Origin of the sequence: Polaromonas jejuensis NBRC 106434 (genome assembly GCF_001598235.1) — a bacterium.
Classification (GTDB): Bacteria; Pseudomonadota; Gammaproteobacteria; order Burkholderiales; family Burkholderiaceae_C; genus Polaromonas; species Polaromonas jejuensis.
Genome location: NZ_BCYO01000012.1, coordinates 1 through 18,007, shown reverse-complemented (window position 1 = coordinate 18,007; position 18,007 = coordinate 1). Strand labels below are relative to the sequence as shown.

The 18,007-nt window shown below is 66.2% G+C and carries 17 protein-coding genes; 9 read left to right on the top strand and 8 right to left on the bottom strand.

Features of this window, described 5'->3' with window-relative positions:
* Positions 1-31: 31 nt before the first annotated feature.
* Positions 32-589 (bottom strand): hypothetical protein, encoded by a 558-nt coding sequence (locus PJE01S_RS14455; RefSeq protein WP_068834341.1) that lies wholly within the window; start codon positions 587-589, stop codon positions 32-34.
* A gap of 201 nt (positions 590-790) precedes the next feature.
* The gene (locus tag PJE01S_RS14450) at positions 791-1,642 is read right to left on the bottom strand and encodes a metallophosphoesterase (RefSeq protein ID WP_068834340.1); all 852 of its coding nucleotides are present in this window, start codon (positions 1,640-1,642) and stop codon (positions 791-793) included.
* Between the two features lie 217 nt (positions 1,643-1,859).
* Here PJE01S_RS14450 and PJE01S_RS25560 point away from each other — a divergent pair, with 217 nt between their 5' ends.
* A complete protein-coding gene (locus tag PJE01S_RS25560) occupies positions 1,860-2,036 on the top strand; it encodes a hypothetical protein (RefSeq protein WP_169804386.1) in 177 nt (58 codons plus the stop codon).
* Positions 2,037-2,181: 145 nt separating this feature from the next.
* Here the strand turns inward: PJE01S_RS25560 and PJE01S_RS14445 are convergent, their stop codons facing one another.
* Positions 2,182-3,138 (bottom strand): LysR family transcriptional regulator, encoded by a 957-nt coding sequence (locus tag PJE01S_RS14445; protein ID WP_084389560.1) that lies wholly within the window; start codon positions 3,136-3,138, stop codon positions 2,182-2,184.
* Between the two features lie 170 nt (positions 3,139-3,308).
* Between PJE01S_RS14445 and PJE01S_RS14440 the strand changes: the two genes are divergently transcribed.
* Entirely contained in the window at positions 3,309-3,854 is a 546-nt protein-coding gene (locus PJE01S_RS14440; RefSeq protein WP_068834339.1) for a hypothetical protein, read from the top strand.
* A 146-nt stretch (positions 3,855-4,000) separates the two neighbouring features.
* Here the strand turns inward: PJE01S_RS14440 and PJE01S_RS14435 are convergent, their stop codons facing one another.
* Positions 4,001-5,863 carry a phosphoenolpyruvate carboxykinase (GTP) gene (locus tag PJE01S_RS14435; RefSeq protein ID WP_068834338.1) on the bottom strand — a complete coding sequence of 621 codons (1,863 nt, stop codon included), beginning with the start codon at positions 5,861-5,863 and terminating at the stop codon, positions 4,001-4,003.
* A 405-nt stretch (positions 5,864-6,268) separates the two neighbouring features.
* Here PJE01S_RS14435 and modA point away from each other — a divergent pair, with 405 nt between their 5' ends.
* The 3 genes from modA (at position 6,269) to PJE01S_RS14420 (ending at position 9,004) form a co-directional block, all read left to right on the top strand.
* The gene (gene modA, locus PJE01S_RS14430; protein ID WP_245660790.1) at positions 6,269-7,102 is read left to right on the top strand and encodes a molybdate ABC transporter substrate-binding protein; all 834 of its coding nucleotides are present in this window, start codon (positions 6,269-6,271) and stop codon (positions 7,100-7,102) included.
* Between the two features lie 65 nt (positions 7,103-7,167).
* Positions 7,168-7,836, top strand: coding sequence for a molybdate ABC transporter permease subunit (modB, locus tag PJE01S_RS14425; RefSeq protein ID WP_068834337.1), 669 nt, complete (start codon positions 7,168-7,170; stop codon positions 7,834-7,836).
* A 25-nt stretch (positions 7,837-7,861) separates the two neighbouring features.
* The gene (locus PJE01S_RS14420; protein WP_068834336.1) at positions 7,862-9,004 is read left to right on the top strand and encodes an ABC transporter ATP-binding protein; all 1,143 of its coding nucleotides are present in this window, start codon (positions 7,862-7,864) and stop codon (positions 9,002-9,004) included.
* A gap of 101 nt (positions 9,005-9,105) precedes the next feature.
* Here PJE01S_RS14420 and PJE01S_RS14415 read toward each other — a convergent pair whose 3' ends face one another.
* Both PJE01S_RS14415 and PJE01S_RS25555 read right to left on the bottom strand, forming a co-directional pair.
* Positions 9,106-9,735, bottom strand: coding sequence for an ABC transporter ATP-binding protein (locus PJE01S_RS14415; protein ID WP_068834335.1), 630 nt, complete (start codon positions 9,733-9,735; stop codon positions 9,106-9,108).
* Between the two features lie 112 nt (positions 9,736-9,847).
* On the bottom strand, positions 9,848-10,021 hold the full coding sequence (locus PJE01S_RS25555; RefSeq protein WP_169804385.1) for a hypothetical protein: 174 nt from the start codon (positions 10,019-10,021) through the stop codon (positions 9,848-9,850).
* A 121-nt stretch (positions 10,022-10,142) separates the two neighbouring features.
* Here PJE01S_RS25555 and PJE01S_RS14410 point away from each other — a divergent pair, with 121 nt between their 5' ends.
* Positions 10,143-10,607 carry a hypothetical protein gene (locus tag PJE01S_RS14410; RefSeq protein WP_068834334.1) on the top strand — a complete coding sequence of 155 codons (465 nt, stop codon included), beginning with the start codon at positions 10,143-10,145 and terminating at the stop codon, positions 10,605-10,607.
* 149 nt (positions 10,608-10,756) lie between these two features.
* Here the strand turns inward: PJE01S_RS14410 and PJE01S_RS14405 are convergent, their stop codons facing one another.
* Positions 10,757-11,959 (bottom strand): threonine ammonia-lyase, encoded by a 1,203-nt coding sequence (locus tag PJE01S_RS14405; protein ID WP_068834333.1) that lies wholly within the window; start codon positions 11,957-11,959, stop codon positions 10,757-10,759.
* 187 nt (positions 11,960-12,146) lie between these two features.
* Here PJE01S_RS14405 and PJE01S_RS14400 point away from each other — a divergent pair, with 187 nt between their 5' ends.
* Positions 12,147-14,516 (top strand): ATP-binding protein, encoded by a 2,370-nt coding sequence (locus tag PJE01S_RS14400; protein ID WP_068834332.1) that lies wholly within the window; start codon positions 12,147-12,149, stop codon positions 14,514-14,516.
* Between the two features lie 18 nt (positions 14,517-14,534).
* Here PJE01S_RS14400 and PJE01S_RS14395 read toward each other — a convergent pair whose 3' ends face one another.
* Positions 14,535-15,446 (bottom strand): LysR family transcriptional regulator, encoded by a 912-nt coding sequence (locus PJE01S_RS14395; RefSeq protein ID WP_068834331.1) that lies wholly within the window; start codon positions 15,444-15,446, stop codon positions 14,535-14,537.
* A gap of 128 nt (positions 15,447-15,574) precedes the next feature.
* On the opposite strand from PJE01S_RS14395, the gene PJE01S_RS14390 reads away from it, so the two are divergent.
* Together PJE01S_RS14390 and PJE01S_RS14385 are read left to right on the top strand one after the other, a co-directional pair.
* Positions 15,575-16,555: a tripartite tricarboxylate transporter substrate binding protein gene (locus PJE01S_RS14390; protein WP_068834330.1), complete on the top strand. Its 981-nt coding sequence runs from the start codon at positions 15,575-15,577 to the stop codon at positions 16,553-16,555.
* Between the two features lie 28 nt (positions 16,556-16,583).
* On the top strand, positions 16,584-18,007 hold a 1,424-nt coding region (locus PJE01S_RS14385), incomplete at its 3' end, for an acetate--CoA ligase family protein (protein WP_157090339.1).

Genomic DNA, 18,007 nt, shown 5'->3' with positions numbered 1-18,007 from the left:
CTGCCGCGCGGCTGCACGGCGCGCAAGGCGGCTAAAAATGGTGGGCCTGCAGCGTCTCCCGCAGGGTTTGCGCCTTGGCCGGGTCAAACTGTCCCTCCACCCGGGCCAGCACCTCCCCCTGGCGGTTGACCACCACGACAGAGACCTGGTCCGTGCCGTTCAGTCCTGCCGAGCGCACAAAGTCGGCGCGATCCGTGAACACCGGCATCAGCCTGGCGCGCTCGGCATCGGCGGGATAGTGCTCTCGCAACTTGTTCTCCAGCGCGCTGCGACCCGTTGGCGTGCCCGGATCGTTGCGCACAAACAGGCGCACCCAGTCAATGTTCGGGTCATTTCTCAGGTTGAGGCCCTCAATCCAGCTTTCAATCTGGGCACGCTGGCCCCGCTGGAAGGTGATCAGCGCGAGGATGCGGTCGGAAGGCAGACCTTCGGGCACGGCCACGGTCTGGCGCGTCAGGGTTTGCGACATGAAGGCAGGCAGGCGGCCCATCACGCTGGAGTCATTGGGCGCCACCAGGGCCAGGGCCACCGCCAGAGCGGCCGCTGCTAGCCAGGCGCCAAAGCCAAGGAATGACAGATTGTTTTTCATGATGCGCTCCTGAGGGACACCGAAAAATGCCACGCTGCTTTGGCCCCAGATATACACCCAAGCCGAATCGGACGCAACCAGCCATTGGCGCAATGTGTGATGGGCGTTTGGCCGCCCGGGCGCGCTGGGGCTCAGAAGCGGTTTCAGTGGGCTGAACGAATGCTATGCTTTTGGTAGCTTCTTGCGCCTATCCAGCATGGGCTAGGGATTGATTTCGATGAGGAGTTCGGGCCTGAAGCCGTCCTGCTCGCCCTTGCGGGCATAGCCCAGGGGGTTGGCCAGCACCCGGCAGCCCTGCTTCACATAGTCGACGTGGCAGTGCAAATGGCCGTGCAGCCACAGCCTGGCCTTGGGCAGCAGCTCGTCGAGCGAATTGCAAAATCCCGCGGTGCCCGGCGTGAGGCCGTAGCGCGGGTCGGCGCTCAGCAGGCTGGGCGCAAAATGCGTCACCACCACGGTGGGTCCGTCAAACGGGACGGCCAGCGCCTGCCGCAGCCAGGCCTGGCTTTTCAGGCCCTCCTCGCGCACGGCATCGGCCAGCAGGGGCTGGCCCTGGCGGAATGAATGGTTTTTGCCCAGGTAGAAGTTGGCGGCGCGAAAGGCCTTGTCACGGGCCTTGAGCTGCTCGCCCAGCGTGATCCCGCCATGGCGCGCCTGCTCGGTGCTCAGCGCATCAAAGTCGGCCCACAGCGTGCAGCCGACAAAGCGCAGGCCGGCCATTAGCACGCTTTCACGCTCCAGCCAGACCATGCCCAGCCGCTCGCAGGTCTCGCGCAGCCGCCCATGGGTCGCGTCAAAGTCCAGCCCGTCGTACTCGTGGTTGCCGGGCAGAAACAGCACCGGCGTTGGCCAGCCCGCGCCGCCGCGTTCCACCGGCAGGGGCGAAAACCGCGCCAGGCCGAAATCGGGGATGCCCAGCTCGGTCAGCTGGGAGCCGCTCTGGTAGGAGCCGATGTCGCCAGCCAGCACCAGCAGGTCTGCGCCGGGCAGGGGGCGGGCCTGGAAATGCGGGTTGGATTCAAGGTGCAGGTCGGACAGGAGCTGGATGTTCACCCCTTGATTGTCGCCGGAGCACAGGCGCGTTATCCATGGCCGCCGGCAGCTGTTGAAAAATAGCGGGATGCGGCGTTTTCGCGCCGGCCATGTTCGCCCATGGCGCCAACTATGCATGTTTTGCATGGCTTTGCGTCGCTTGGGGGCTTGAAGATACTAGGGTAAACCTTACTCTTGCTTCATCGCAACTTTTCACCGCTTGTGTGGTGATCCTGACATGTACAGCCTGATTTCCCGAATCGCCAGTTTTCTGCTTTTGGCCAAGGGTTTTGCCCCCGTCAACGGCGTGGCGCACAACCTGATGGAACGCGCCCAAGCCCGTGCTGGCCGCAACCCGCGCCAGGCCCAGGAACTGCGCAGCGCCGCCCGCGCCTACCTGAGCGTCGTTCGCTAAGTTCCCGTTCCCCGCTACCCTGGGGGACACATCCATCCCGCCAGGGATCGGGTTTTCATCAGGGGCGTCGCGCTATCAATAAAATAGCTGTTGACGCAGATAACTACTGGGCTGGCGCCGCCAGCAAACCCTCTCCAGGCCATCCTCAGGTCGAAAACGCCTTGTCGGCCGCGCGGCTGACGGCCTGCCTGAGCCACACGTGGGCGCTCTGCTGCTCGGAGCGCCGGTGCCAGACTGCATCGACATGCACCGGCGCCACATCAAAGGGCAGGGGCCGCAGCACCAGCTGCTCGGCGATGCCGGTGACGCGTACAAAGTGGCGCGGTAGCACCGTCAGCAGGTTGGAGTTGGCTACCACCCGCCCGGCGGTAAAAAACTGGTTCACCGTCAGCACCACGCGGCGCTGGCGTCCTAGCGAGGCCAGTGACTCGTCAATAAAGCCGTAAGGCCGGCCCGAAAAGCTCACCAGCATGTGGCGCGCGGCGCAAAAACGGTTGAGCGTGAGCGGGCCGCTGGCCAGCGGGTGGTCCTTGCGCATCACGCAGACGTATTCGCCGTCATACAGCCGCTGGTAGAAAAAAGGCGTGGGCTCGCCGCTCTGGGCGCGTGCCGTCAGGTCGGCCACCAACGGGGGGAAATAGCCGACCGCCAGATCGCAGCTTTCCTCGTCCAGCAGGCGCCGCGGGTCGCGCGTGGTGAGTGGCACCACGCGCATGCCCACGCCCGGCGCTTCATGCTCCAGCGTGTCCGTCAGGCCAGGCATGAGTTCGGCCGCCGTCGCATCGGCCATGGCCAGCACAAAGGTGTTGCTGGCCTGGCCGGGCACGAATTCGTTGGGAATCAGCGACGCTTCGAGCTGATGCAGGGCTTCGCGCACGGCCGGCCAGATGGCCACGGCGCGGGGCGTGGGGGCCATGCCCTGGCCGCTGCGCTGCACCAGCTCGTCGCCCAGCGTTTCGCGCAGGCGGCGCAAGGCATTGCTGACGGCGGGCTGGGTCAGCGACAGATTGCGCGCGGCGCGTGTGAGGCTGCGCTCGGCCATCACCTCGTCAAAAACGCGAAGCAGGTTGAGGTCCAGCGTGCGGAAATTGAGAGCATTCACCGAATGGCCGCCTTGGGGGGTGATAGGAAGGGAAGCGCTAGGTTATCACCGTTGTGAATGGCATGCATCATAAAGATAAAGTTGAGTAACGTAGGTGAAAACCCTAGTATTGCCTTACCCGCCGCAATTCCGATTGGCGGTGACAGATCGCTAAAGAAGGGGAGTTCATCATGAGCAGTTTCATCAATTCCAACCATTCCACCCAGCATTCGGGCCTGGAGCGCATGACCTCGGGCATGGGCGTCATCGGACAGCTGTACCGCGGCATTTCTGGCACGCGCGCGCTGGCCACACTGATGCTGTCGGCCCTGGCGGCGGCCATTCTGGTGGTGGCTTACCAGGTGATGGACAGCGTGGCCGAAGGCCACATGCTGGTGCTGTGGATTGCCATGTGGGCCGTGGCTTTTGTGGTGCTCGCCCTTTTTGCCGGCACCGTGCGCAATCTGGCCACCCGCCTGGGCGCCGGGCTGGATGGCTGGTCGCGCAGCCTCGCCGAAGCCCGCGCCGACCAACGCCTCTGGGCCGCCGCCAAGAACGACCCGCGCGTGATGGCCGACCTGCAGATGGCCATTTCGCGTGAAGACGCCAAGGCACAAGCCCTGGAAGCGCAATATGACGACGTGCGCGCCATCCCTGCGCCGCATCGTATGGCAGAGCGTTCACTGAAGTTTGGCAGCAAGGTGCTGCGTGCCTATCAGCGCAACTACATCGCCTGAATGCCTCTTGCCGGCCCGCCCTCGCGGCGCGCCATCAAAAAAGCCACCTCAGCGGTGGCTTTTTTTTGTCCGGGCGGCTGGCCCGCGACCTCACTCGGGGACGCCGTGCAGTTCGTGCGCTGCGCCCCCCGCAGGCCGGTGGCCGCTCAGGCAGCCAGACGGCGCTCCAGTGCGGCCTTGGTCTCTTTCAGTTCCTTGGGCAGGTGGTGCTCAAGCTGCTTGAACAATTCCGCGTGCAGTTCCAGCTCCTTGAGCCAGGCGGCCTTGTCGATGCTGGTCACGGTGTTGAACTGCTCGGCCGTGAAGTCCAGGCCGGTCCAGTTCAGGTCTTCGTAGCCGGGGCTGATGCCGGTGATGTGTTCCTGGCCCTGGCCAGTGCCTTCAATGCGGTCAATCATCCACTTCAGCACGCGCATGTTTTCGCCGTAGCCAGGCCAGACGAACTTGCCGTCCTCGCCCTTGCGGAACCAGTTGGTGGTGTAGATCCTGGGCAGCCTGGCGCCGGTGGCTTCGAGCTTTTTGCCGAGGTCCAGCCAGTGCTGGAAGTAGTCGGCCATGTTGTAGCCGGCAAAGGGCAGCATGGCAAACGGGTCACGGCGCACCACGCCGGCCTGGCCGGTGGCGGCGGCGGTGGTTTCCGAGCCCATGGTCGCCGCCATGTACACGCCTTCGACCCAGTTGCGCGCCTCGGTCACCAGCGGCACGGTGGTGGAGCGGCGGCCGCCGAAGATGAAGGCGTCGATCACCACGCCCTTGGGGTCGTCCCAGGCGCTGTCCAGCGCCGGGTTGTTGAGCGCGGCCACGGTAAAGCGGGCGTTGGGGTGAGCCGCCTTGGCGCCGGTCTGTTTGGCGATCTCGGGCGTCCAGTCCTTGCCTTGCCAGTCGATCAGGTGCGCCGGCAGGCCGCCCGTGTCTTTTTCCATGCCTTCCCACCACACGTCGCCGTCGTCGGTCAGCGCGACGTTGGTGAAGATCACGTTCTTGTCCAGGCTGGCCATGCAGTTCGGGTTGGTGTGGAAGTTGGTGCCCGGGGCCACGCCGAAGTAGCCGGCTTCGGGGTTGATGGCGCGCAGCGAGCCATCGGCCTGGGGCTTGATCCAGGCGATGTCGTCGCCAATGGTGGTGACCTTCCAGCCCTCAAAACCGGCGGGCGGCACCAGCATGGAGAAATTGGTCTTGCCGCAGGCCGACGGGAAGGCTGCGGCCACATGGTATTTCTTGCCCTGCGGATTGGTCACGCCCAGGATCAGCATGTGCTCGGCCAGCCAGCCTTCGTCGCGGCCCATGTTGGAGGCGATGCGCAGCGCAAAGCATTTCTTGCCCAGCAGCGCGTTGCCGCCGTAGCCGGAGCCGTAAGACCAGATCTCGCGCGTCTCGGGGTAATGCACGATGTACTTGGTTTTGTTGCAGGGCCACTTCACGTCGGCCTGACCGGGTTGCAGCGGCGCGCCCACGGTGTGCACGCAGGGCACGAAGTCGCCTTCCACGCCCAGCACTTCAAACACCGCCTGGCCCATGCGCGTCATGGTCTTCATATTGACGGCCACATAGGGGCTGTCGGAGAGTTCGATGCCGATGTGCGCAATCGGCGAGCCCAGCGGGCCCATGCTGAAGGGCACCACATACATGGTGCGGCCCTTCATGCAGCCGTCAAACAGCGGTTGCAAGGTGGCGCGCATTTCGTTGGGGGCCATCCAGTTGTTGGTCGGGCCGGCGTCTTCCTTCTGGGCCGAGCAGATGTAGGTGCGGTCTTCCACGCGCGCCACGTCGCTCGGGTCGCTGCAGGCCAGAAAGCTGTTGGGGCGCTTGGCTTCGTTGAGCTTTTTGAAGGTGCCGGCGTCGACCAGCTGCTGGCACAGGCGCTGGTATTCGGCGTCGCTGCCGTCGCACCAGTAGATGGTTTCGGGCTTGCACAAGGCCACCATGTCGGCGACCCAGGCGATCAGCTTCGCATTCTTGACGTAGGAGGGCGTATTGAGCTTGAGCCCTTGCATCACAGGTTGGTTCATCGAAAAAACTCCAAGGTTAAAAAGCGTGATTTCGATAAACGTCGGGCGGCGACAGTCCTGAATGCAACTGTGACGTCGGGACGTTTGTCGAAATGAGGCTTGGGGCTGTTTCAGGGGAGGCCCCTGGCGGGCGTCAACAAAGCAGCAAGTACCATCGGACAAGTCCCGGTCGGCGGGTGGGGCCGCAACCTGATGTGTCGCGGCGCAAAGGTGGAAAAGCAAATTGTTGCTTGCTGTTCGGGCTCCACGGGTCGGCCAGAAAGTTCATTTTAAGAACATAGACAGCGGTTACCTTACAGTTACAGGTAAAAGATATGCAAAACATGCATGACGTTATGCTAGTTATTTGTTCGGGTTCCGGCGGTCATGACCGCCGGGTTTATGTGTTCAATGGGGATTTTTGACATGTCGCACTTTCTCCTGAATCTGTCCCGGCTTTGCGGCGGCTGCACGTCGCGCCGCTGGCTTGCGGGCGCCGCGCTGCCCTTGGCGCTTATGCTGAGCCTGGCCTGGCCCGCCCAAGCCCAGACGGCCGCGCCCGCCGCGGCGCCCAGGCCCGCGCTGGTGGCCGCCGCGGCCAACCTGCAGCAGGTGCTGGCGGAACTGGTGCCGCTGTTTGAGCGCACGCAGCAGGGCCGGCTCAGCCTCAATATCGGCTCGTCGGCCAATCTGGTGCGGCAGATCCAGCAGGGTTTGCCGGCCGAGCTTTTTCTGTCGGCCGACGAAGACTTTGCGCTGCGCCTGGCCGATGCCGGCCTGAGCCTTGACCGCGGCGTGGTCTACGCCACCGGGCGCATCGTCCTGCTGGTGCCCGCGGCTTCGGCGCTGGAGCTGGACCCGCAATTCAAGGGGCTGAAGGCCGGCTTGCCGCAGCTGCGCAAATTCGCCATCGCCAACCCCGAGCTGGCGCCCTATGGCAAGGCCGCCGTGCAGGCCTTGCAGAAGCTGGCGCTGTGGCCCGCGCTGCAAGGGAAAATCGTGCTCGGGGACAACATCGCCCAGACCACGCAGTACGTCAGCACCGGCGCCGCCGACGCCGGCATCACCGCCCTGTCGCTGGTGCTGGCGCCCGAAGCGGCGGCGCGCGTGCGTTATGTGCTGATACCCGACGACCTGCACGCACCGCTGCGCCAGCGCATGGTGCTGCTGAAAAATGCCGGCCCCACGGCCCGCGCGTTCTACGATTTCCTGCAGTCGCCCGCGGCCAAGGCGGTGCTGAGCCGTTACGGCTACCTGTGACGCCATGCCAGCCAACCGGCCCGAAGTTCAAGGCCATTTGAATTTGGGATAGACAATAGCCCGCTATGGATTGGCAAGCCGCGCGCGTTTCCCTGCTTCTGGCTGTCTGCACGGCCGCCGTGCTGTTGCCCCTGGGCGTGTGGCTGGCGCGCTGGCTCGCCATCACGCCCTGGCGCGGCCGGCCGGTGGTGGAGGCCTTGCTGACGCTGCCCCTGCTGCTGCCGCCCACGGTGATAGGTTTTTACCTGCTGATCACGCTGGGCCAGGGCTCGCCCGTGGGGGGCTGGCTGGCGGCGCATCTCCAGCTGCGGCTGGTGTTCAGCTTCGAGGGCCTGCTGCTGTCCAGTGTGCTGGTGAACCTGCCTTTCATGGTTCAGCCCTTGCAGCGCGCCTTTGCGGCGATTCCCGGCAGCCTGCGCGAAGCCGCCTGGGTCTGCGGCCTGAGCAACTGGCGCGCCTTCTGGAAGATCGAGCTGCCGCTGGCCTGGCCGGGTGTGCTCGCCGGCGTGGCCCTGACCATGGCGCACACCCTGGGCGAGTTTGGCGTGGTGCTGATGGTGGGCGGCAGCATAGGCGGCGAAACCAAGACCCTGTCGATTGCGATTTACGACCGCGTGCAGGCCTTTGACATGGCCGCCGCCCACATCATGGCGCTGGCGCTGGTCGCTTGTTCGCTGCTGGCGCTGGTGTTTGTATTTGCCGCCGACAAGGCCAATCCGCTACAGGAAAGATAGCGCGCTGCGCTTGTCCCCATTGCCCATGCTGCAGGTTTTACTCAAAAACGAAGGTCCGGTCCGGCTCCATGCCGAGTTTGGCTGCGCGCCTGGCGAGCTGCTGGCGCTGGTCGGCCCCTCGGGCAGCGGCAAGACCAGCGTGCTGCGCGCGATCGCGGGTTTGCTGAAAAGCCCGCAGCTGCAGGGCCGGGTCACGGTCGGCGACCGGGCCGAAGAGGTCTGGTTCGACAGCGCCCGCGGCATACGCCAGGCGCCGCAGCAGCGCCGCGTCGGGCTGGTGTTTCAGCATTACGCGCTGTTCCCGCATTTGACTGCTATTGAAAACGTAGCTATTGCCGCCCATCCCGAAAGGGCGGGGGCCTATTTTGAGGCGCTTTTTGAGCGCATGGGCCTGGCGGGCCTGCAAGGCCGCCGGCCGTCGCAGCTCTCGGGCGGCCAGCAGCAGCGCGTGGCGCTGGCGCGGGCCTTGGCGCGCGAACCCCAGGTGCTGCTGCTGGACGAGCCTTTTTCGGCCGTCGATGCGCCGACGCGCCAGACCCTGTACCACGAGCTGGCGGCGCTGCGCCAGAGCGTGGCGATGCCCATGGTGCTGGTGACGCATGACCTGCACGAAGCGCGCCGGCTGGCCGACCGCGTGGTGATTCTGGATGCCGGCGAGTCGCTGCAGATCGGGCCGCCCGCCAGGGTGTTTGCCAGCCCGCGCAACGCCCGCGTGGCCGAGCTGGTGGGCATACAAAACCATTTCCGGGGGCGGTTTTTCGCCAACGGTCCGCTTGACGCGCCCGGCTTTGGCCGCCTGCTGTGGCAGGCCGGCGGCCAGGGGCGGGCGGACGCGCCGCCAGTCACCCTGAAGGTGCTGGACAAGGGCAGGCTGGACGACGGCGCGGAGGTTTCCTGGGTCGTGGCCGGCGAATTGCTGGACCTGTCGGCGTCGCCAGTTCCAGGCGTGACGCCCGCGGCCAACACCCTGGCCTGCACCCTGAGGGAGGTGCTGCCGCTGGGCGAGATCAGCCTGTGCACGCTGGTGCCCGCGCCGCTGCCGTCCCAGTGCATCACCCTTAACCTCTCGACCGCCGCCTTGCGGCAACTGGGGACGGCGCCAGGGGCGGTGCTGCATCTGCACATACCGCCCGAGTCGGTGCACATCATGCCGGTGCGGCAGGGCTGAGGGCCGCGTCACGCGCCGTGCCCGGTATTTGCGTGCCAAATTGGCCTGCAACCCCTTTGTTGCGGGCGCCTGTAGCTATCAAATAAGGAGCGTTTCAGGTTTCACAGCGCCAGCTCAATCACCTGGGCCAGCGGCACGCTCTCGGGCGCCACATAGTCGGCCACCACCCAGGCCCGGTTCGGGTGCCGCGCCGCTTCGGCCAGTACGCCCAGCAAATAGGCGATGGAGGGCCGGTCCAGCGCCATGAAGGGTTGGTCGAGCAGGGTCACGCTGGCCTGGCTGGCCAGTGCGGCGGCCATCAACACCTTGCGCCGGGTGCCGCTGGACAGCGCCAACAGCGGTTTGTCCAGATGCGGCGCCAGGCTCAGGCCGTCGATGTGCGTCTGCAGCGCGTCCGCGTCATGGCCGGGGTGGCGCTGGGGCAGGGTGTTGAAGATCTGACTGGCCGTGCGTTCGTCCAGCGCCGGGTCGCGCGGGTCGAACCAGCTCACCTGCCGGCGGTAGGCGTCCGGCTGGTCGGCCAGGCGCAGCCCGCGGATTTGCAGCTCCCCCGTCGTCAAGGGCAGAACCCCGGCCAGCAACCGGAGCAAGGTGGTTTTGCCGACGCCCTCATCGCCGCACACCAGGGTCACGCCGGAGGGCAAAAGGACAGACAGATGTGCAAACAGCGTGCCGTGGCCATGGCCAAAAGAAAGACCATCAGCCTGCAAAACGGGGGTGGTGTGGGGCATGGTGAAAGCAGGGAAAGTGGCGGCCGCCGGGCGGCGCGGCCTGATTCAGCGCCAGCGCCGGACAAAAAAAAGTCCGCAACATGCGGACCGGGGTGTTTCAGCGCGAGGCGTTTCAGGCGATGAAAACGGCGATGAAGGCCAGCAGGAACATCAGCACGCCGCCGACCATGGGCAAAACGATGGGCATCATCGGCACGATGGCTTCAACCGCATCCTGCTCATATTCCTGGGCAGGCGCGGGGCTGCCGTGTGCGGCGCGGGGGGTAGGGACGGCTGGACTGGACATGGTGGTTCCTGAAAGGCTTGATATCAGCGGGGATTTTACCTGCTTGCACCGTGCAGCGGCAAGCCGGGTCCGCCGGCGCTTTTGCGCTACCCTTTCAGCTGCTTATTTGTGGATGGAATGCATGAAATCTTCAGCCAAAATTTTTGCGGTGGGCGCCACTTCGGCGGCGCTGCTCCTGCTCTCGGCCTGCGCCAGCAGCGGGCCCAACAGCGGCTCGGCCAGGCCGGTGCTGTACCCCAACGCCACGCTCAACCGCGTGGGCCCGGCCCAGGGCCAGCAGGAGGCCGATGCCTGCATGTCGCGCGCCCAGGCCGCAGGCCTTGCGCCCACGCAAAGCGGCAACGAAGTCGGCCGCCGCGCCGGTGAGGGCGCGGCCACCGTCGGCGTGGCCTCGGCCGTGGGGGCGCTGATCACGGGCCGTGGCGGCGAGGGCGTGTTTCGCGCCGGTGCCGCGGGCGCCGCCGTCGGCGGCTCGGCCGGTGCGGTGTCGGGCGCCTTTCACAATGACCGGCCCAACGGCACCTACCGCAACTTTGTCCAGCGCTGCCTGGGCGAAAAGGGCTTTGAGGTGATTGGCTGGAATTGATTCCATCTCGACTTCAACGCGACAGGTCGTTGCCCCGCCTGGCCGTGCTGCGGCACTGTCTGCGGCGCGGCGCCTACTCTCGCATTGGATTCGAAATGGAACCGAGTCCCCTGGCCCGCCAGCACCGGCACCGAACGGCTTGAACCGCTTCAGTGCTGCTCGGAGGCTTCAAACCCGGCCGCGCTCAGCGTCGCCAGCACCTGCGCGATATGCTCACGCCCGCGCGTCTGGATCACCAGCTCAATCTCCACGTTCTGGGCCGACAGCATGGTGAAGGCGCGCTGGTGGTGCACCTCTTCGATGTTGGCCCCGGCACCGGCCACCGTGGCGGTGATTTTGGCCAGCGAGCCGGGAATGTCGCGCGCACTGACCTTGATGCGGGCCAGGCGCCCGGCACGCACCATGCCGCGCTCGATGATGGCGGCCAGCAGCAGCGGGTCGATATTGCCGCCGCACAGCACCAGCCCGACTTTTTTGCCGGCAAAGCGCTCCGGGTATTTGAGCAGCGCCGCCAGGCCGGCCGCGCCCGCGCCCTCGACCAGGGTTTTTTCAATTTCAAGCAGCATGACCATGGCCTGCTCGATATCGCCCTCATCCACCAGCACCAGGTCGTCCACCAGTTTCGCAATGATGGCCTGCGGGATGACGCCGGGCGTGCCGACCGCAATGCCCTCGGCAATCGTGCTCAGGCCCTGCGGGTAGTGCGTGCCCTTGATGGCGTTGACCATGCCCGGAAAGCGCGAGGTTTGCACGCCAATGATTTCAATGTCGGGCTTGAGTGCCTTGGCGGCCGTCGCCATGCCCGCGATCAGGCCGCCGCCGCCCACGGCGATGACCAGCGTGTCCAGGTCCGGCACGGCGCGCAGCATTTCCAGCCCCACGGTGCCCTGGCCGGCCACGATGGCTTCGTCGTCATAGGGGTGCACAAACACCAGGCCTTCGCGCTCGGCCAGCATCAGGGCATGGGCGCGCGATTCGTCCAGCGTGTCGCCATGCAGCACCACCTCGGCGCCAAAGCCGCGGGTGCGCTCGATTTTCACGCCCGGGGTAAAGCGCGGCATCACGATGACGGCGCGCAGGCCCAGGCGCTGCGCGTGATAGGCCACGCCCTGGGCATGGTTGCCGGCGCTCATGGCAATCACGCCGCGGCGCCGTTCGTCGTCCGAGAGTTGTGCGAGTTTGTTACAGGCGCCGCGCTCCTTGAAGGAGGCGGTGTACTGCAGGTTTTCAAACTTCAGGTAAATCTGCGCGCCGGTCAGCTGCGACAGCGTCTTCGACTCGACGCAGGGCGTGTCCAGCAAATGCCCCTGCAGGCGCAGGGCGGCTTGTTCGATATCGGTCAGATTGAGCATGGAGTTCCTTCTTGGCAATGGGTTCTGCTGGCAGGCATTTTCCGCGTCTTCCGGGCAGATCTTGCGACGCCTTCACGCGGCCTAATCCCCGTAGTGTCTTCCATGATGCTTCAAGCTGCGTTATGGTGGAGCTTTCCGGAGCCGGGGGCATGCGCCCGCGGTGTCTTTGCCAACTGGAGGTTTGTCCATGAACAAGCGTTCCGCCATTGCGCATCCGCAGCCCTCGCTGTTGTCCCCAGGGCTGAAGGAAGCCCCGGTGCTGGACCTGATGTGCTCGCACTTCGTGCTGACGCTGGCGGCGCGCCAGGGCGCCAAGTTCAACGTGCGGCGCGACCTGAACAGCCTGCTTTCGCTCTCGGGCCGCCATCTGGTCTGGCCCCTGCCGGCGCTGCAGCGCCTGCGCGAATTCCTGGGGCGCCGCTGCAAGGACAACGAACTCTGGCGCGGCCATGAAGCCCTGAGCGACGCCGAGTTCATGGCCCGTCACGGCGCCTGGCGCGGCCCCTATGAGGAAGGCACGCTGTTTTTCTATCTCGACGAACACGCCAAGGACCAGCCCAAGGACTTGCTCTCGGTGCTGTCCGCCACCGGCGACTGGCTGACCCACGCGCTGAAAAAGCAGTCCACGCTGGTGGAGAAAAACATAGACGCGCTGGCCAGCCTGCTGCAGCTCAACCAGGCCGAGCGCGCGCTGCTGTTGTACGGCACGCTGGCGCGCTACCAGCGCGACCTGCGCTCGCTGCTGGTGGAGTTCAAGGTCAACAACGCCCCCGAGGCCTATGCCGCGATTGCCGATGTGGCCGGCGTCAAGGCGCCTGAGGTCGCCGAAGCGCTGCGCGCCGGCTCGCGGCTGGAGCGCATAGGCATGGTCGAAAACCTGATCTCCGAGCACAACATCACCGATCTGGCCGACCTGATGAAGGTCAGCGAGCGGCTGCCGCCCGTGCTGATGCGCGAATACCGCGACCAGAACGAGCTGATGGCCGTCTTCACGCGGCCCGCCGCGCGCAGCAGCCTGGGCCTGGCGGATTTTGCCTTTGTGGAAGAAGACGCGAAGGTGCTGGTGGCCTTGCTGCGCAATGCGGTGAGCAGCAGGGAGCAGGGCGTCAATGTGCTGCTCTACGGCCCCCCCGGCACCGGCAAGACCGAGCTGGCCAAGGTGGTGGCGCAGGCCGCCGGGCTGGACCTGTTTGAAGTCGAATACGCCGACCGCGATGGCAACTCCCTGAGTGGACGCGACCGCTACCGTTCCCTGCAGATTGCGCAGGTCTTCCTCAAGGGCAGCACGCATTCGGCGCTGCTGTTTGACGAGGTGGAAGACGTGTTTCCGCCCATCTCCAGCGAAGCCGCGCAGCTGATGGCGCGCTCCGAGCAGTTGCCGGTGCCGGCCAGCGCTTCGGTCAACGGCAAGGCCTGGGTGAACCAGATACTGGAATCCAACACCGTGCCCACGCTCTGGGTCACCAACCGCATCGAGCAGATCGACCCGGCCTTTCGCCGGCGTTTTGCCTACCACCTGGAGCTGCGCTCGCCGCCGCCCGGCGCGCGCGAGAGTCTGGTGCGCAAGACGCTGGATGGCGTGCAGGTCAGCGCTGAATTTGTCGCCAAACTTACCGCGCGCAAGGGCCTGACGCCGGCGCAGATACGCACGGCCGTGCGTTTTGCCTGCCTGGCCAGCGCACCGCCGGACAGGATGGACGCCGAGCTGGACAGCCAGGGGTTGCAGGCGACCCTCGCGGGCGGCAGGCCTGCGCTCATGGAGTCGCTGATCGAGCGCCAGCTCATGAATGCGGATGTGGCGCTGGGCAACAAGGTCGAGGCATCGGGGCGCCGCTGCGTGACCACTTACGACCTGGCGATGCTCCATGTCGAATCGCGTTTTGAGGTGCCGCGCATTGTGCAGGCGCTCAAAAGCCGCGGCCACGGCACCTTGTGCTTTTACGGTCCGCCCGGCACCGGCAAGACCGCGCTGGCCGAGCACATCGCCAGGGCGCTGGACCAGCCGCTGCTCATCAAGCAGGCCAGTGACCTGATGAGCAAATACGTGGGCGAGACCGAGCAGAACATGGCCGCCATGTTCCGCGAGGCCGAACTGGAGAAGGCCGTGCTGCTGCTCGACGAGGCGGACAGCTTTTTGCAGGACAGGCGCGGCGCCCAGCGCAGCTACGAGGTGACCGAGGTCAACGAGATGCTGCAGGGCATGGAGCGCCATGCCGGCATCTTCATCTGCACCACCAATCTGCTGGAGAGCCTGGACCAGGCGGCGCTGCGGCGCTTTACCTTCAAGATCAAGTTCATGCCGCTGACGCGCGAGCAGCGCGAAAAGATGTTCGTCACCGAGGCGCTGGCCGGCAACACGGCCTTGCTGACCAGCGCCTTGCAGGCGCGTCTGGCCAAATTAACGCAGCTGTGCCCCGGAGATTTTGCGGCGGTCAAGCGCCAGGTGACCATTTTGGCGGCCGAGTTGTCGGCGGAAGAGTTTCTGGCGCAGCTGGAGGCCGAGCACCGCATCAAGCCCGAGGTGAGGGACGGGCGGGCCATGGGGTTTCTGCACTAGCCGCGCGGCCGGACGCGCTCAGACCGTGGCGCGTTTTTTCGACCGTGTCAGCGAGGGAACGCTGGACAGGAAATGGCGCACGGCAGGGTTGGAGCTGTCCGGGCGATGCACCAGGGCGATGCCGATCGACTCGCCCCTGGGCAGGTCATTCAATGGGCGATAGACCACATTGGCCGTGTAGTAGCGCGTGTTGGCCGAAGGGACGAGCGCAAGGCCCAGGCCGCTGCCAACCAAGCCGATCACGGTAGCGACCTGGACAGCCTCTTGGGTGATGTGGGGGGCCACATCGGCCTTTTGCAGCAAGCTGGTGGCGGCCGCATGCAAGCCCCCGACAGGCGAGGGCACGTAGCCGACGAAATCCTGATCCGCGAGGTCGCGCAGCGACAGCGCTGCTTTCCCCGCGAGTGGATGGTCCGGGTGCAGCGCGACACACAGCACATCCCTTTCCAGCACCTCGAAATGCACGCCCGGAGGGCGGCTGGTGGGCACGCGCACAAACCCCAGGTCCAATTGCTGCGCCTGCACCAGTGACAGCAGTTGCTGGTTGGTCATTTCCTGCAGTGTCAGGCGCACTTCCGGGTAGCGGCGGCTGAAGGCCTGTATGGCTCGCGGCAGCAAACCGAAGGTGGCCGAGCCGGTGAAGCCGATGCGCAGGTGGCCCGTCTCGCCGCCCGCTGCCGCGCGCGCCGCCGTGGCGACGTCCTGAGCGCCCGCCAGGCATTTGCGGGCTGCGACCAGCGCGCTTTCGCCAGCGGCCGTCAGCCGCACACCGCGCGCGCTGCGCTCGAACAGCGGCGTGCCGATCTCTTCCTCCAGCTTGCGGATGGCGACCGACAGGGGGGGCTGGGCCATGAACAGGCGCTCCGCCGCGCGCCGGAAACTCTGCGCTTCGGCCACGGTCACGAATTGATGCAGTTGGCGAAGATCCATGGTGATATATGAAATGTATCGAATCCTGCACCGAAAGTATTGGATTAAGTATATCCATCTGTTTACGATGCAAACGCCTTCCCGATGTGCCGTCGTCTCGGCGCGGGATCTATATCAGGAGACAAGCAATGAAATTCGTGACACGTCGCGCGGCCGCCGGCATGGTGCTGGCCTTGGCGGCGCTGGCCACTGCCGGTGCCGCCACAGCGCAGGGCTTCCCTTCCCGCGCCGTCAAGATCGTCGTGCCCTACCCGCCGGGCGGCACCAACGACAGCGTGGCGCGCGTGCTCGCGCAGCGCCTGGGCGACCGGCTGGGCCAGCTCTTCATCGTCGAGAACAAGGCCGGCGCCTCGGGCAACCTGGGCGCCGAGTTCGTGGCGCGCGCGCCGGCCGACGGCTACACGCTGATCCTCGTGACCATGGGGCACACGATCCACCCGTCGCTGTACAAGAACCTGCGCTACAACATCCGCACCGATCTCGCGCCCATTACCTCGCTGACCAGCGGCCCCGCGCTGCTGATGGTCAATCCGTCGCTCGGCATCAACAGCCTGAAGGACCTGATCGCGCGCGCCAAGGCCAAGCCGGGCGAGCTGAACTTTTCGTCGGCCGGCAACGGTTCCTCCACGCACCTGGCCACCGAGTACCTGAGTTCGCAGGCGGGCGTGAAGATGACGCACATCCCGTTCAACGGCAGCGCTCCGGCGATGATGGACGTGATCGCGGGCAACTCGCAGGTGGTGATGGACATGATGTTCTCCGCCACGCCGCAGGTGAAGGGCGGCAAGCTCAAGGCCATCGCGCAGACCGGCGCCAGGCGCTCGCCCGCCATGCCCGACGTGCCCACGGTGGCCGAGTCGGGCCTGCCGGGCTTCGACGTGTCGGTGTGGAACGGGCTGATGGCGCCTGCCGGCACGCCCAAGGACGTGATCGCCAAGCTCAACGCCGAGATCAAGCGCGAGCTGGAGAGCCCCGAGTTCAAGGAGCGCCTGGCCGCGCAGGGCTACGAGCCCGCCTGGTCCACCCCCGAGCAGTTCGGCAAGCTCATCGCCTCCGACATCGAACGCTGGGCCAGGGTGGTCAAGACCTCGGGCGCCAAGGCCGAATAACCCTTTCCCGATACCTCCAGACATGACCATGAACAACGCGCTCGGCCGCCTGCTGCACCCCCGTTCCGTCGCCGTGATCGGCGCGTCCGACGACGCGCTGCGCATCGGCGGGCGGCCCATCGCCTACATGCGCTCGCAGGGCTACCAGGGCCGGCTGCTGCCGGTGAACCCCAATTGGCCACAGATCCAGGGCCTGCCCGCCTTCGCCAGCGTGGCGGCGCTGCCCGAGACGCCCGATGTCGCCATCGTCGCCGTGGCCGCCAAGCTCGCACCACAGGTGGTGGCCGACCTGGGCGCGCGCGGCACGGCGGCGGCCATCGTGTTTTCCGCCGGCTTCGCCGAAATGGGCGAGGAGGGCACGCAGCTGCAGCAGCGCATGCTGGACGCGGCGCGCGCCAGCGGCATCCGGCTGCTGGGCCCCAATTCGCTCGGCGTTCTCAACCCACGCATAGGCTTCTACGGCAGCTTCACCTCGGTGGTGGAGATGGGCTTTCCGGGCGCGGGCCGCGTCGGCATCGCGAGCCAGTCGGGCGCCTATGGCAGCCACATCCTGGGACTGGCGCGCGAGTTCGGCATCGGCGTGTCGTCCTGCGTGATGAGCGGCAACGAGTGCGACATCAGCCTGGGCGAGCTCGTTCACGCCTTTGTGGAAGACGGGGACACCGATGTCATCACCGTGTACTCCGAGGGCATCCGCGACGGCGACCGCCTGCTGGCCGCGCTCGAGGCTGCCCGCCATGCCCGCAAGCCCGTGGTGATGATGAAGGTCGGCACCAGCGCGGTCGGCAGCGCGGCGGCCCAGTCGCACACCGCCTCCATCGCCGGCAACGACGCGGTGACCGACGCCGTGCTGGCCGAGTTCGGCGTGGTCCGTGCGCGCTCCACCGAGCACATGCTGGACGTGGCGCGCCTGGCCACGCGGCGCATCTACCCCGCGAACAACACGCTCGGCGTGATCACCGTGAGCGGCGGCGCGGGCGTGATCGTCTCGGACGCGGCCGAAACCGCGGGCCTGCCCATGCCCGAGATGCCGGCCGCCGCGCAAAAGCACCTCAAGGAACTGATTCCCTTCGCTGCGCCGCGCAACCCGGTGGATTGCACCGCGCAGTTCATGAACGACCTGTCCATCGCCGGCCGCTTCACCGAGGCGGTGGTGGACGAGGGCGGCTACCAATCGGTGCTGGGCTTCTTCACCTACACGGTGGGGGCCGACTCCATCGCCGAAGGCCTGCGCGCGCAGCTCAAGGCCGTGCGCGACAAGCACCCGGACCGGCTCTTCGTGCTCTCCATCCTGGCGTCGAAGGAGCGTGTGCGCCAGTACGAGGATGACGGCTTCACCGTCTTCGAGGACCCGGCGCGCGCCGTGGCGGCGATCGAGGCCATGGGCCGCTTCGGCCAGGCCTTCGCGCGCGAGCGCGCTTTGCTGCCGCCGCCCGTGCCGCCGGTCGCGCT